The sequence below is a fragment of the Klebsiella sp. GB_Kp056 genome (genome assembly GCF_040064755.1).
Lineage (GTDB): Bacteria > Pseudomonadota > Gammaproteobacteria > Enterobacterales > Enterobacteriaceae > Klebsiella > Klebsiella quasipneumoniae.
The window spans coordinates 1-13,907 of the sequence record NZ_JBEAJA010000042.1 but is presented as its reverse complement, the minus strand read 5'-3'; the positions used below and the strand labels follow the sequence as shown (position 1 = coordinate 13,907).

16 protein-coding genes are annotated in these 13,907 nt (G+C 57.6%); 7 read left to right on the top strand and 9 right to left on the bottom strand.

From position 1 onward, the window contains the following. Positions 1-53 precede the first annotated feature (53 nt). From ABLV52_RS09620 to tilS, 3 genes are read left to right on the top strand one after another with little or no spacing between them, the layout of a single operon-like run. On the top strand, positions 54-2,207 hold the full coding sequence (locus ABLV52_RS09620; RefSeq protein WP_048336438.1) for a lysine decarboxylase LdcC: 2,154 nt from the start codon (positions 54-56) through the stop codon (positions 2,205-2,207). 46 nt (positions 2,208-2,253) lie between these two features. Then, positions 2,254-2,643: a VOC family protein gene (locus tag ABLV52_RS09615; protein WP_002889387.1), complete on the top strand. Its 390-nt coding sequence runs from the start codon at positions 2,254-2,256 to the stop codon at positions 2,641-2,643. Positions 2,644-2,696: 53 nt separating this feature from the next. Then, positions 2,697-4,010, top strand: coding sequence for a tRNA lysidine(34) synthetase TilS (gene tilS / locus ABLV52_RS09610; protein WP_348890317.1), 1,314 nt, complete (start codon positions 2,697-2,699; stop codon positions 4,008-4,010). A 12-nt stretch (positions 4,011-4,022) separates the two neighbouring features. On the opposite strand, the gene rof is transcribed toward tilS, so the two are convergent. Both rof and ABLV52_RS09600 read right to left on the bottom strand, forming a co-directional pair. Next, positions 4,023-4,283 (bottom strand): Rho-binding antiterminator, encoded by a 261-nt coding sequence (gene rof / locus ABLV52_RS09605; RefSeq protein WP_002889424.1) that lies wholly within the window; start codon positions 4,281-4,283, stop codon positions 4,023-4,025. Further along, entirely contained in the window at positions 4,270-4,470 is a 201-nt protein-coding gene (locus ABLV52_RS09600; RefSeq protein ID WP_002889429.1) for a YaeP family protein, read from the bottom strand. The genes rof and ABLV52_RS09600 overlap by 14 nt, the downstream gene beginning before the upstream one ends. Before the next feature lie 196 nt (positions 4,471-4,666). Between ABLV52_RS09600 and ABLV52_RS09595 the strand changes: the two genes are divergently transcribed. From ABLV52_RS09595 to nlpE, 3 genes are read left to right on the top strand one after another with little or no spacing between them, the layout of a single operon-like run. Then, entirely contained in the window at positions 4,667-5,212 is a 546-nt protein-coding gene (locus tag ABLV52_RS09595) for a YaeQ family protein (RefSeq protein ID WP_023292054.1), read from the top strand. Next, positions 5,209-5,622, top strand: coding sequence for an alternative ribosome rescue aminoacyl-tRNA hydrolase ArfB (gene arfB, locus ABLV52_RS09590; protein WP_004204468.1), 414 nt, complete (start codon positions 5,209-5,211; stop codon positions 5,620-5,622). Before ABLV52_RS09595 ends, arfB begins: the two co-directional genes overlap by 4 nt. 42 nt (positions 5,623-5,664) lie before the next feature. Beyond that, entirely contained in the window at positions 5,665-6,363 is a 699-nt protein-coding gene (gene nlpE / locus ABLV52_RS09585) for an envelope stress response activation lipoprotein NlpE (protein ID WP_101976373.1), read from the top strand. 157 nt (positions 6,364-6,520) lie between these two features. Here nlpE and ABLV52_RS09580 read toward each other — a convergent pair whose 3' ends face one another. From ABLV52_RS09580 to metN, 7 genes are all read right to left on the bottom strand, one after another. Then, positions 6,521-7,363, bottom strand: coding sequence for a YaeF family permuted papain-like enzyme (locus ABLV52_RS09580; RefSeq protein ID WP_348890316.1), 843 nt, complete (start codon positions 7,361-7,363; stop codon positions 6,521-6,523). A gap of 59 nt (positions 7,364-7,422) precedes the next feature. After that, positions 7,423-9,141 carry a proline--tRNA ligase gene (gene proS / locus ABLV52_RS09575; protein WP_032452990.1) on the bottom strand — a complete coding sequence of 573 codons (1,719 nt, stop codon included), beginning with the start codon at positions 9,139-9,141 and terminating at the stop codon, positions 7,423-7,425. A gap of 112 nt (positions 9,142-9,253) precedes the next feature. Beyond that, positions 9,254-9,961, bottom strand: a complete 708-nt coding sequence (gene tsaA, locus ABLV52_RS09570) for a tRNA (N6-threonylcarbamoyladenosine(37)-N6)-methyltransferase TrmO (RefSeq protein ID WP_032452991.1) — start codon at positions 9,959-9,961, stop codon at positions 9,254-9,256. Continuing rightward, positions 9,958-10,365, bottom strand: a complete 408-nt coding sequence (rcsF, locus tag ABLV52_RS09565; RefSeq protein WP_023292059.1) for an Rcs stress response system protein RcsF — start codon at positions 10,363-10,365, stop codon at positions 9,958-9,960. Before rcsF ends, tsaA begins: the two co-directional genes overlap by 4 nt. A gap of 107 nt (positions 10,366-10,472) precedes the next feature. Continuing rightward, positions 10,473-11,288 (bottom strand): methionine ABC transporter substrate-binding lipoprotein MetQ, encoded by an 816-nt coding sequence (gene metQ / locus ABLV52_RS09560; RefSeq protein ID WP_002889445.1) that lies wholly within the window; start codon positions 11,286-11,288, stop codon positions 10,473-10,475. Positions 11,289-11,331: 43 nt separating this feature from the next. Beyond that, complete coding sequence (locus tag ABLV52_RS09555) at positions 11,332-11,985, bottom strand: methionine ABC transporter permease MetI (protein WP_004204478.1); 654 nt, start codon at positions 11,983-11,985, stop codon at positions 11,332-11,334. Continuing rightward, a complete protein-coding gene (gene metN / locus ABLV52_RS09550) occupies positions 11,978-13,009 on the bottom strand; it encodes a methionine ABC transporter ATP-binding protein MetN (RefSeq protein ID WP_348890315.1) in 1,032 nt (343 codons plus the stop codon). Before metN ends, ABLV52_RS09555 begins: the two co-directional genes overlap by 8 nt. Positions 13,010-13,197: 188 nt before the next feature. Between metN and gmhB the strand changes: the two genes are divergently transcribed. Further along, positions 13,198-13,764, top strand: a complete 567-nt coding sequence (gene gmhB / locus ABLV52_RS09545) for a D-glycero-beta-D-manno-heptose 1,7-bisphosphate 7-phosphatase (protein WP_023292060.1) — start codon at positions 13,198-13,200, stop codon at positions 13,762-13,764. Positions 13,765-13,907: the final 143 nt, after the last annotated feature.

Below are 13,907 nucleotides of genomic sequence, written 5' to 3'. Positions count from 1 at the left end.
GCGCCCAGGGGATTGCTATGATGCTGGACTTAGGTGAATACCAGGAGGAAAGCGTGAATATCATCGCCATCATGGGGCCTCACGGCGTCTACCACAAAGACGAGCCGATCAAAGAACTGGAAGCGGCGCTGCAGCGCCAGGGCTTTCAGACCATCTGGCCGCAAAATAGCGCCGACCTGCTGCAGTTTATCGAGCACAACCCGCGCATCTGCGGCGTGATCTTCGACTGGGATGAGTACAGCGTCGATCTGTGCAGCGATATTAACCAGCTCAATGAATACCTGCCTCTGTACGCCTTTATTAACGCCCACTCGACGATGGACGTCAGCAGTCAGGATCTGCGCATGACGCTGTGGTTCTTCGAATATGCGCTGGGACTCTCCGAAGAGATCGCCACCCGCATCGGGCAGTATACCCGCGAGTACCTGGACAATATCACCCCGCCATTTACCCGCGCGCTGTTTAACTATGTGCAGGAGGGGAAATATACCTTCTGTACGCCGGGTCATATGGGCGGTAGCGCCTATCAGAAAAGCCCGGTGGGCTGCCTGTTCTATGATTTCTTTGGCGGGAATACGCTGAAGGCGGATGTCTCGATTTCGGTCACCGAGCTGGGCTCCCTGCTGGATCATACCGGCCCGCATCTGGAGGCGGAGGAGTATATCGCTCGCGCCTTTGGCGCCGAGCAAAGCTATATGGTGACCAACGGTACCTCGACGTCCAATAAAATTGTCGGTATGTACTCGGCGCCCGCCGGCAGTACCCTGCTGATTGACCGTAACTGTCACAAATCGCTGGCCCACCTGCTGATGATGAGCGATGTGGTTCCCCTGTGGCTGAAGCCGACCCGCAATGCGTTAGGGATCCTCGGCGGTATCCCCCGGCGCGAGTTTACCCGCGACAGTATTCAGCAGAAAGTGCGCGACACGGACGGGGCGCAGTGGCCCGTGCATGCGGTGATCACCAACTCCACCTATGATGGGCTGCTCTACAACACCACTTGGCTTAAAGAGACGCTCGACGTCCCGTCGATCCATTTCGATTCCGCCTGGGTGCCGTATACCCATTTCCATCCGATATATCAGGGGAAAAGCGGCATGAGCGGTGAGCGGATCCCCGGAAAAGTCATTTTCGAGACGCAGTCGACGCATAAGATGCTGGCCGCGCTGTCGCAGGCCTCGCTGATCCACATTAAGGGCAACTATGATGAAGAGACCTTTAATGAAGCCTTTATGATGCATACCTCTACGTCGCCGAGCTATCCCATTGTCGCGTCGATTGAGACCGCGGCGGCGATGCTGCGCGGTAACTCCGGTAAGCGCCTGATCCAGCGCTCCATTGAGCGGGCGCTGGATTTCCGCAAAGAGGTGCAGCGACTGCGCGAGGAGTCGGACGGCTGGTTCTTTGATATCTGGCAGCCGGAAGCGGTGGATAAAGCCGAGTGCTGGCCGGTGGCGCCGGGCGATGACTGGCACGGTTTCAAAGATGCCGATGCGGATCATATGTACCTCGATCCGGTGAAAGTCACCATTCTGACGCCGGGTATGGACGAGCAGGGGAATATGGATGAAGAGGGGATCCCGGCGGCGCTGGTGGCGAAGTTCCTCGACGAGCGGGGCGTGGTGGTGGAGAAAACGGGCCCCTACAACCTGCTGTTCCTCTTTAGCATCGGTATTGATAAAACCCGGGCGATGGGTCTGCTGCGCGGCCTGACCGAATTTAAGCGCGCCTACGATCTCAATCTGCGGGTGAAAAATATGTTGCCGGATCTGTACGCGGAAGATCCCGACTTCTACCGCAACATGCGGATCCAGGATCTGGCACAGGGGATCCACCGCTTGATCCGCCAGCACCAGCTGCCGCAGCTGATGCTCAGCGCCTTTGACGTCCTGCCGGAAATGAAAATGACGCCGCATCATGCCTGGCAGCGCCAGATCAAGGGTGAGGTGGAAACCATTGAACTGGAGAACCTGGTGGGCCGGATTTCGGCCAACATGATCCTCCCTTATCCGCCGGGCGTACCGCTGCTGATGCCGGGAGAGATGATCACGGAGGAGAGCCGGGCGGTGCTCGACTTCCTGCTGATGCTCTGCTCAATAGGACGTCATTACCCGGGGTTTGAGACCGATATTCACGGCGCGAAGCGCGATGAGGACGGCGTGTATCGGGTACGAGTCTTAAAAAATGACGAAAGGCTTGCGCGTTAACGGCGCGCACGAGTAACGTGGCTGGCTTAACAGAAGGAGTTTGACCATGCTGGGTTTGAAACGGGTTCACCATATTGCCATCATTGCGACTGACTACGCCCGCAGTAAAGCGTTCTATTGCGATATTCTGGGGTTTACGCTGCAAAGCGAGTTTTATCGCGCCGAACGTGACTCCTGGAAGGGCGATCTGGCGCTCAACGGCGAGTATGTGATTGAGCTGTTCTCGTTCCCGTTTCCGCCGGCCCGACCCAGTCGTCCGGAAGCCTGCGGGCTGCGTCATCTGGCCTTTAGCGTGGATGATATCGACGCTGCGGTGGCGCACCTGACGGCGCATGGCGTGGAGTGCGAAGCGATTCGCGTCGATCCCTTTACCGGTAAACGCTTTACCTTCTTTAGCGATCCGGACGACCTGCCGCTGGAAATATATCAGCAGTAAACCTTGCCAGCGCGACCCTGGCCCGGTAACGTGCCGGGCCATCACTTCTCGGTATGTTTGTGGTTATGACGGCTAACATTGCGCATACGCTTCATCCCCATCGCCAGCTGCTGGTGGCCTTCAGCGGCGGTCTGGACTCGACGGTTCTCCTGCATCAGCTGGTGCTGCTGCGGGAACAGGATCCCTCTCTGACGCTGCGGGCGGTGCATGTTCATCACGGCCTTAGCGCCCACGCAGACGACTGGGTGGCGCATTGTCGGCAAATTTGCCAGCAGTGGCGGGTGCCGTTGGCGGTGCATCGCGTGACGTTAGCCCGGGGCGGCCTGGGCGTCGAGGCCCATGCCCGCGCGGCGCGCTATCAGGCCTTTCAGGAGACGCTCCGCGCCGGCGAAGTGTTAGTGACCGCTCAGCACCAGGACGATCAGTGTGAAACGCTGCTGCTGGCGTTAAAACGCGGCAGCGGTCCGACCGGCCTGTCGGCGATGGCGCCATCGTCTCCCTTTGCCGGCAGTCGACTGCTGCGTCCTCTCCTCAATGAAACCCGGGAATCGCTGCGCCAGTGGGCGCTCGCCCACCAGCTGTCGTGGATTGAAGATGAGAGTAATCAGGACGATACCTATGACCGCAACTTCCTGCGCCTGCGGGTGATCCCGGTGCTGCGTGAGCGCTGGCCGCACTTTAGCGAGGCCGTCGCCCGCAGCGCCAGCCTGTGCGCCGAGCAGGAGCAGCTGCTGGACGAGATGCTGGCGGCGGAGCTGGCGTCGCTGGTGGCCGAAGACGGGTCGCTGGCTATCGCGCCGCTGACGTCGATGAGTTCTCCCCGCCGCGCGGCGTTGCTGCGTCGCTGGCTCGCCGGGCAGCAGGCGCCGATGCCGGCCCGCGAGGTGCCTGAGCGCCTCTGGCACGAGGTGGCGCTGGCGCGGGAAGATGCCAGCCCCTGCCTGCGGTTGGGGGAATTTACCGTCCGCCGTTTTCAGCAGCGCTTGTACTGGGTGAGATATGTACCCGGGCAGACGGACAGCGTCCAGCGCTGGACAGACTGGCGCCAACCGCTGCGGCTGGCGGACGGTCTTGGTGAGCTGGTGCTGCAGCCGGGCGGCAGGCTGCGCCCGCCCCCGGCGGATGAGCCAGTCACCGTCCGCTTTCGCGCCAACGGCCATCTGCATATCGTCGGGCGTCATGGCGGCCGTAAGCTGAAGAAGATCTGGCAGGAGCTGGGCGTTGCTCCGTGGCGACGAGACAGCACGCCGCTGCTGTTTTACGGCGAAACGCCGATTGCCGCAGCGGACGATCTGTTTGTGACTAACGAAGGTGAAGTCAAAGACGGGGAAGGGGTCAGTCTGGCGTGGAGGAAAACGGGCGGTTAAGCCCGTTTTGATTCAGGATTCGCTCACCACCACGGTGCCGATTTCCGGGTGACTGAAGCTGGCGATTTTATCCAGGCGCAGCTCGCGGACGTTGCCGGCGAGTTCGACCACAAGATACTCGATATTTTTACGCGAGATTAGATCGCTGGCCTTCGCCTGCAGCTGTTCGCCATCCTTCAGCGCCAGCGTCAGCACCAGGTGATGCTGGCAGGCCAGCTCCAGGTTGTCGTAATCATCGCAGTTAATGGGTTGATAAGTATCATTCATTGACATAATCGCTCACCAGTAAGTTTGCTGCCGCATAAGCGGCCTTTTCCCTGACTGACTCCGAAAGGGCCTCATCCGCCGCAATCTCATTCAATACTTTCAACACGCAACCCAGCGCATCCGGGATATACCCTAAGTCTCCGCTGGCTATTTCCGCATACCGCTTGCGTATTAACTCACAATAGTGGTCCACATGCCCTCCTGTCAGCGTTCTGACTCAACCGTGGGATGCAAGTTTAAGCCTACGAAGATAAACTCTGTTTAGCAAGGGAACTATATCATAGTCATTTAAGCAATTTCAGCAGGATGAAACAGGTTGCTGCGATTGCTGACAGCCTTTTGTCGCCAGTTTCGCTACAATGTACGCCATTTTTTTCAGGAGTTTGTTCATGGCGCTGAAAGCGACGATATATAAAGCCGCGGTGAATGTAGCCGATCTGGATCGCAACCAGTTTCTGGATGCTAACCTGACGCTGGCGCAGCACCCGTCGGAAACCCAGGAGCGCATGATGCTGCGCCTGCTGGCGTGGATCAAATATGCCGATGAGCGGCTGCAGTTTACGCGCGGCCTCTCGTCAGACGACGAGCCGGAGCTGTGGCTGCTTAACGATCATCTCGGGGTTGATCTGTGGATCGAGCTGGGGCTGCCGGACGAGAAACGTCTCAAGAAAGCCTGCTCGCGGGCGCAGGCGGTGGCGTTGTTTGCCTATAACAGCCGGGCGGCTGAAATCTGGTGGCAGCAGAATCAGAACAAGCTTGCGGCGTACCCGAAGCTGACCATCTGGTATCTTGATGATGCCCAGCTGGCGCAGCTTAGCGCTTTTGCCGACCGCACGATGACGCTGCAGGCCACTTTGCAGGAGGGGAGCATCTGGTTGTCCGACGCTCAGAATAATCTGGAAATTCAGCTTACCGCCTGGCAAGGGCCGGCATGATTACTATCAGCCGCAGCGTGGCCATTGCCGATAACGAGATCACGCTGGAAGGTATTCGCGCCCAGGGGGCCGGGGGCCAGCACGTGAACAAAGCGTCGACCGCGATCCATCTGCGCTTCGATATTAAAGCCTCGAGCCTGCCGGCGTTTTACAAAGAGCGCCTGCTCGCCGCCAGCCACCACTTAATTTCTGCTGACGGTGTGGTTATCATTAAGGCTCAGGAATATCGCAGTCAGGAGATGAACCGCGAAGCGGCGATCGCCCGGCTGGTGGCCCTTATCAAAGAATTGACCGCAGTGCAAAAAAGTCGCCGGGAGACGCGACCGACTCGGGCATCCAAAGAGCGACGCCTTGCTTCCAAGGCGCAAAAGTCCTCAGTCAAGGCGCTGCGTGGGAAAGTTCGCCAGTGAAGGCGTCGGCGAACGGGTGGAATGGATCATAAGGAAAGTAGAGTGAAGAAAATCATATTCTCCGTGATAGCGGCCTGTTCGCTGTTCGCGCTGTTTGGTTGTAACCATCGCGCCGAAACTGACACGGTCCAGCCGGCGGCGATGGAAGAGCTCAAGCCGATGCAGCAAAGCTGGCGCGGGGTGCTGCCTTGCGCGGATTGCGAAGGCATCGACACCTCGCTGTTCCTGGAAAAAGACGGCACCTGGGTGATGAATGAGCACTACCAGGGCGCGCGTCGTGAACCATCCTCCTTTGCCTCTTACGGCACCTGGGCGCGTACGGCGGATAAGCTGGTACTGACCAACAGCAAGGGCGAAAAATCGTACTTTCGCGCGAAGGGCGACAAGCTGGAGATGCTCGACCGCAACGGGAGCCCCATTCAGTCTCCCCTCAACTATACCCTGGAGCCGGTGAAGGCCAGCCTGCCGACCACCCCGATGGCGATGCGTGGCATGTACTTCTATATGGCCGATGCGGCAACCTTTACTGATTGCGCGACCGGTAAACGCGTCGCGGTGGCGAATAATGCCCAGCTTGAGCGGGATTATGCCGCGGCCCGCGGCAATGATTCACGTCCGGTGCTGCTGGTGGTGGAGGGGCACTTTACCCTCGAGGCGAACCCGGATACCGGCGAAATGATGAAAACGCTGATGACGGATCAGGCTGGCAAATTTATTCCTGGGAAGGACTGTGGACATTGATTGTCCGGCTCCTGCCCGGGAAACGGGCAGGGGATACGCCTCAGCGGTAGCCGGCCAGCGGAATTGGGTCATTGTGGTTTTACCGTCCCCCCTTTTCCACCAACCATAGCGCACGAAGCATGAGCCTCATGACGGGGGTAAAGGGCAAATCGTTCTTTTACTCCGCACCGGCCTTCGGTTTGCTCAACCCCACCAGTTTACCGGCCTGAAGATAAACTCCCAGTTTCAGATGCCCGACATACTGCAGCTGCGTCTCGGGTTTAAAGGTGGCGACATCTCCTTCCCGCATGTGCAGCAGATCGGAAGGGCTGATCCACGCCGCCTGCGCCAGGGTCAGCGGATGCCCGGCTCTGACAAAGGCCTCGCTGACAAACTCCGAGCAAAACCACGCTTTCTTGTCGGGGCTGGCCCCATCGCCCAGTTGCGCTTTGGCCAGGCCGCTTACGCACTGCTGGCGAAAGTTACGCGAGAAAGGGTTGAGCGAGCAGAGCGGTTTGGTGACCATATAAGGGATAAACTGAATAATGCCGCGATAGTTATACCCGCTGTCTTTGACCTGCCAGGCAAAACCTCTCATCGCCATCGCCTGGTCCGGCGTCAGATCGGGCACTCTGAGGGCAAAGAGTTTATCGCTGTGCGCCATCGCTTGCTGTAGCGATATCACCTGCACACCGGCGCCGGTAGCTTCCGCAATTTGACCCTCGCCGAGATACAGCGCGACGTGGCTCACGGAAGAGGCGCTGAAGGCGCGGATCCCAAGCGAAGTGACGCCAAGGCTGGAGGAGAAGAGCAGGTCGCCGGAACGAAGGTCGTTTTCGGCGATTTCGCGCAGTCCGCTGCCGGCAATCGAGCTTTGACGCTGGAGGGTGACAGCCCATGGCGGTGAGCGGCCATCGGTAGCGGATGCGGAAGGGACGCTGCGGCCGACGTCTACAGTGCAGGCGGTAAGCAGGAGCAGGGCGGAGGTAAGCAGCCCGCTGCTGAGGAGAGGTGCAGTCATGGGTACAGTCCTTGTAAAAAAAAGGCCCTGACATCCGTTCAGGGCCCTGAGCTGTGTAATTAGCCTTTTATCGCTTTAACCAGATATTCCACAATATCCCCGGTCTTGATCAGCTGCTTCTCACCGTTGCGACGATACTTGTATTCGATATCGTCGTTGTCGAGGTTACGATCGCCCAGCACGATGGTGTGCGGGATACCGATCAGCTCCATATCGGCGAACATCACGCCCGGACGCTCTTTACGATCGTCCATCAGCACTTCAATACCCTGGGCGCTCAGCTCGGCGTACAGTTTCTCCGCCAGCTCCTGCACACGGTAAGATTTATGCATGTTCATCGGCAGGATCGCCACCTGGAACGGCGCAATCGCATCCGGCCAGACAATACCGCGATCGTCAAAGTTCTGCTCAATCGCCGCCGCCACCACGCGAGTGACCCCGATACCATAGCAACCCATGGTCAGGATCTGGTTGCGGCCATCTTCGCCCTGAACCGCGGCTTTCATCGCCTCGGAGTACTTCGTCCCCAGCTGGAAGATATGACCCACTTCGATACCGCGCTTGATAAGCAGGGTACCTTTGCCGTCCGGGCTCGGATCGCCGGCAACGACGTTACGGATGTCAGCGACCTCCGGCGTGGCGACATCGCGGTCCCAGTTGATGCCGAAATAGTGTTTGCCGTCGATGTTGGCGCCGGCGGCGAAATCGCTCATCACCGCCACAGTACGGTCGATAATCACCGGCACCGGCAGGTTCACCGGACCCAGGGAGCCCGGACCGGCTTTCACCAGGGCGCGGATCTCTTCTTCGGTGGCGAAGGTCAGCGGGCTGGCGACCTGCGGCAGTTTTTCCGCTTTCACTTCGTTCAGCTCGTGATCGCCGCGCACCAGCAGGGCAACCAGCGGGGAAGCGCTATCTTCAACCGCTTTCACCAGCAGGGTTTTCACGGTTTTTTCGATCGGCAGGTTGAACTGCTCAACCAGCTCGGCGATGGTTTTGGCGTTCGGCGTGTCGACCAGGGTCAACTCCTGGGTGGCGTCCGCGCGCGGCGTTTTCGGCGCAACGGCTTCCGCAAACTCGATGTTTGCCGCGTAGTCGGAGCTGTCGGAGAAGATCACATCGTCTTCGCCGCTCTGCGCCAGCACCTGGAATTCATGAGAGGCGCTGCCGCCGATGGAGCCGGTATCAGCCTGTACCGCACGGAAATCCAGCCCCATACGGCTGAAGATTTTGCTGTAAGCGGCGTACATCGCATCGTAGGTTTCCTGCAGCGATTCCTGCGAAGTATGGAAAGAGTACGCATCTTTCATCAGGAATTCGCGGGAGCGCATCACGCCGAAACGCGGGCGCACTTCGTCGCGGAATTTGGTCTGGATCTGATAGAAGTTCAGCGGCAGCTGCTTATAGGAGTTCAGCTCGTTGCGGATCAGATCGGTGATGACCTCTTCGTGGGTTGGACCGAGGACGAACGGACGATCGCCACGATCGGCAATGCGCAGCAGTTCCGGGCCGTACTGCTCCCAGCGACCGCTCTCCTGCCACAGTTCAGATGGCTGAACGACCGGCATTAACACCTCGATCGCACCGGCGTTGTTCATCTCTTCACGCACGATGTTTTCGACTTTTTTCAGGACGCGCACGCCGGTCGGCAGCCAGGTGTATAACCCGGAGGCCAGCTTGCGGATCATCCCGGCGCGCAGCATCAGCTGGTGGCTGATTACCTCGGCGTCGGCAGGTGTCTCCTTCAGAGTGGAGAGCAGATATTGGCTAGTACGCATGTTGTAACGGTTCCAGTTAAACGAGCGGAACAGGCTGGTTGCCCAGCCTGAAACAAAAAAAGTGGTTTAGTTTACCAGTGTGGCAAAGATGCCAAAAGAGAGGAAAATAAAATTAGCGCGCTTCGAGGGCAAAGACTTCAAAACCGGAGGCAGTCACCCGCCAGCGGACGTTGAAATCCAGCAGCCAGACGGCGTAATTTTTGCCTGCCTCTTCCTCCTTACGGTAGGCCGGACGCGGATCCTGCGCCAGCACCTCTCGGATAAACGCCTTCAGGTGCGGATAACGCTTCTCCAGATGCAAAAGCTGCGTTTCGACGTCGGCGGTAAAACTGACGACCTGATCCGCCTGCGGCGCCTGTTGCGCGTAGCTGGCGTGCGCGTTGGGCAGCGCTTCGGCAAACGGCAGATAGGGTTTGATGTCGACCACCGGCGTACCGTCGACGAGATCGAGGCTGCCGAGTTCCAGTATCACCTGCTCTTTCTGACAGCGGACGCCCTTCAGCTCAACCAGAGACATGCCAATGGGATTGGGGCGAAAGGTGGAGCGGGTGGCGAAGACGCCCATACGCGCGTTGCCCCCGAGACGGGGAGGGCGCACCGTCGGACGCCAGCCGCCTTCCATGGTCTGATGAAACACAAACAGGATCCACAGATGGCTGAAGCTTTCCAGACCACGCACGGCGTCGGCCTGGTTGTAGGGCGCGATCAGATGGAGTTCTCCGCCGCCGTGCTTGACCAGACCCGGCTGGCGAGGTACGGCAAACTTCTCTTTATACGGCGAGCGGATCACGCCTATCTGCGCGAACTGAAATGCACTCATTGCGCCGAGACGTTAAGCGCCGAGCCCAGACAAACCGCCTGACGGTAGCAGCCTGGGGTGCCGCTGGTCACTTCGCAGCGGTGCAGCAGGACAGCATTGGCTTTCATACGTGCAGCATTAATCTGCAGGCGCTTGCGGGCGGTAGGGATATTCGGCGGAGAATCCTGATTCGAGGCCTGGCAGGACTCGCCAGACACTTCCCCCAGATCGCGGAATGGTTTACCTACCAGCTCTGACGCATCGGTATAAATACGTACCGGCGCCGGACGGGTTGCGCGTGGTTTGCTCGGCTCCGATTTAACCGGGGGAGTTGCAGTGCTTTGAACAGGTTCAACGGGAGATCTGCTTAGCATGGAACAACCGCTTAACATGAGTGCTAACAAACAGACCGGTAAAGCACGCATAGTATTTCCTCAATGAATAAAAAACAGGGCGTTATTGAATCAGGTGCTTGCATAAATGACAAGACGGGCGTGAAGCCCGTCCTGAATGATATTACGGTGAGAAAAGATTACCAGCCTTTCACTGCACCGCCGTTAAAGATCTTGTTTGCTGCTTCGTAAACTTCATCGCTCTGGTAAGCCTGAACGAATTTTTTCACATTCTCAGCATCTTTATTGTCTTCACGCGCCACGATCAGGTTCACGTACGGCGACTCTTTCCCTTCAACAAAGATGCCGTCTTTCGCCGGGGTCAGGCCAATCTGGCTGGCGTAAGTGGTGTTGATAACGGCCAGCGCAATCTGCGCGTCGTCAAGAGAACGCGGCAGCTGCGGCGCTTCCAGTTCAACAATCTTCAGGTTTTTCGGGTTCTCGACGATATCCAGCGAGGTCGGCAGCAGGCCTACACCGTCCTTCAGTTTGATCAGGCCCACCTGCTGCAGCAGCAGCAGAGAACGACCGAGGTTGGTCGGATCGTTAGGGACGGCGATCTGCGAGCCCGGCTGCAGTTCGTCCAGCGATTTGATTTTCTTCGAGTAACCCGCGATCGGGTAGACGAAGGTGTTGCCGACAGCCACCAGCTTGTAGCCGCGGTCTTTAATCTGCTGGTCGAGATACGGTTTATGCTGGAAGGCGTTGACGTCGATATCGCCTTTGCTCAGCGCTTCGTTCGGCAGAACGTAATCGTTGAAGGTCACCAGCTCAACGTCAAGGCCATACTTCTCTTTTGCCACTTTCTGCGCGACTTCAGCGACCTGCTGCTCCGCCCCGACGATAACGCCGACTTTAATATGATTCGGATCTTTTTCATCCTGACCGCAACCCACCAGCGCCAGAGAACCGATTAACGCACCAACTGCCGCAAAGGTTTTGAAATTAAAGGCCATGTTATTTCCTTCCTGTAAGAATGAGTGTTGTCTGCCAATAACGTTATTTATGAGTCACAGCCCGGACGATGCGATCGCCAGAGAATTGAATTAAATAAACCAGAATAACCAGCAATACCAGTACGGTATTCATTACGGTGGCGTTGTAACCGATATAGCCATACTGGTAACCAATCTGCCCCAGACCGCCAGCGCCCACCGCGCCGCCCATGGCGGAATAGCCCACCAGGGTGATCAGGGTGATGGTGGCGGCGTTGACCAGACCCGGCAGCGCTTCAGGCAGCAGAACCTTACGCACGATCTGCAGCGGCGTGGCGCCCATCGCCCGGGAGGCTTCGATAAGGCCGGTCGGGATCTCCAGCAGGGCGTTCTCCACCATGCGAGCGATAAACGGCGCGGCGCCCACCGTCAACGGCACGATCGCCGCCTGCAGGCCGATTGAGGTGCCGACGATCACGCGGGTAAACGGGATCATCCAGACCAGCAGGATAATGAACGGGATGGAGCGGAAAATGTTCACCAGCGCCGACAGCGTCCGGTACAGTTTAGCATTGGCGACGATTTGCCCCGGACGGGTCACGTACAGCAGCACGCCCACCGGCAGACCAAGGACAAAACCGAAGAAGCCGGAGACAAAGGTCATTGCCAGCGTTTCCCATACGCCGCGCAACAGCAGCCACATCATTGCCTCAGACATAACCCAATACCTCTACTTTTACATGATGTTCCTGCAGCCAGGCGATAGCCGCCTGAGTGTCTTCCTGTGTACCGTGCATTTCGGTCAGCATGATGCCGAACTTCACCCCGCCGGCATAATCCATCTGCGCGCTAATAATGTTGTTATTCACGTTGAAGCGACGCGCGGTTTCAGAAAGCAGCGGCGCATCGACGGAGTGGCCGGTAAATTCCATGCGCAGCATCGGTACGCTATCCGCTGTGGCGGTAGGTTTCAGGCGCGCCTGGTAGTCATCAGGAATATCCAGGTGCAGCGTCGACTGAATAAACTGCTGGGCCAGCGGCGTCTTCGGATGGGAGAAGACTTCGCTCACCGTGTCCTGTTCAATCAACTGGCCGTTGCTAATCACCGCCACGCAGTCGCAGATGCGTTTCACTACATCCATTTCGTGGGTGATCAGCAGGATGGTCAGCCCCAGACGACGGTTAATGTCTTTCAGCAGTTCGAGAATGGAACGGGTGGTGGCCGGATCCAGGGCGCTGGTGGCTTCATCGCACAGCAGCACCTTGGGGTTACTGGCCAGCGCGCGGGCAATGGCGACACGCTGTTTCTGGCCGCCGGAGAGATTAGCCGGATAGCTGTCGTGCTTATCGCCCAGGCCGACAAGATCCAGCAGCTCCGCCACACGGCGTTTGATTTCTGCCTGTGGCGTGTTATCCAGCTCCAGGGGTAACGCCACGTTGCCGAAAACGGTGCGGGATGCCAGCAGGTTAAAATGCTGGAAAATCATGCCAATCTGACGGCGAGCGCGGGTTAGCTCTTTTTCCGACAGCGCAGTCAGTTCCTGACCGTCAACCTGTACGCTGCCCTCGGTCGGGCGCTCCAGCAGGTTAACGCAGCGAATCAGCGTACTTTTACCGGCGCCTGAGGCACCGATGACGCCGTAAATTTGTCCGGCAGGGACATGCAGGCTGACATTGTTCAGCGCCTGAATGCTGCGATTCCCCTGCTGGAACACTTTGGTGATATTGGAAAGTTTAATCATCAGTTATTTATTATCGTTTAGCCGTTTGCCGTGGCATTTTCTTCTGCCGTATCCAGGCGATGCCTGGCAATGAAATGGATGTTAAGGCATCCAGACGTCTAAATCAATCTGACTCTTTATAATGAGCACTTTCTTGCATGCGGAAACATGCGATACTAACGGCACTAGCCTTTTTCAGGAGCAAACCGGTGGCAAAGTCAGTACCCGCAATTTTTCTCGACCGTGACGGCACCATTAATGTCGATCATGGCTACGTCCACGAAATCGACAATTTTGAATTTATCGATGGCGTCATTGACGCAATGCGCGAGCTCAAAGAGATGGGCTACGCGCTGGTGCTGGTCACTAACCAGTCCGGTATTGCTCGCGGTAAATTTACCGAAGCCCAGTTTGAAACCCTGACTGAATGGATGGACTGGTCTCTGGCAGACCGTGGCGTAGATCTGGACGGTATCTATTATTGCCCGCATCACCCGCAGGGTGCGGTTGAGGAGTACCGTCAGACCTGTGATTGCCGTAAACCGCATCCGGGGATGCTGATCTCCGCCCGCGATTATCTGCATATCGATATGGCCGCTTCCTATATGGTAGGGGACAAACTGGAAGATATGCAGGCTGCAGCGGCCGCTGATGTTGGTACTAAAGTGCTGGTGCGTACCGGTAAGCCTGTTACTGAAGAAGCGGAAAAAGCCGCGGATTGGGTGCTAAATAGCCTGGCCGAGCTGCCGGCGGCGATTAAAAAGCAGCAAAAATAAGCGTTGCGTATAAAAGATGAGCGGTTGAAATAAAATTGTATTTTTCCGCTTGTCATTCCCGGCGGGCTCCCTATAATGCGCCTCCATCGACACGGCAGATGTGAATCACTTCACACAAACAGCCGGTTCGGTTGAAGAGAAAA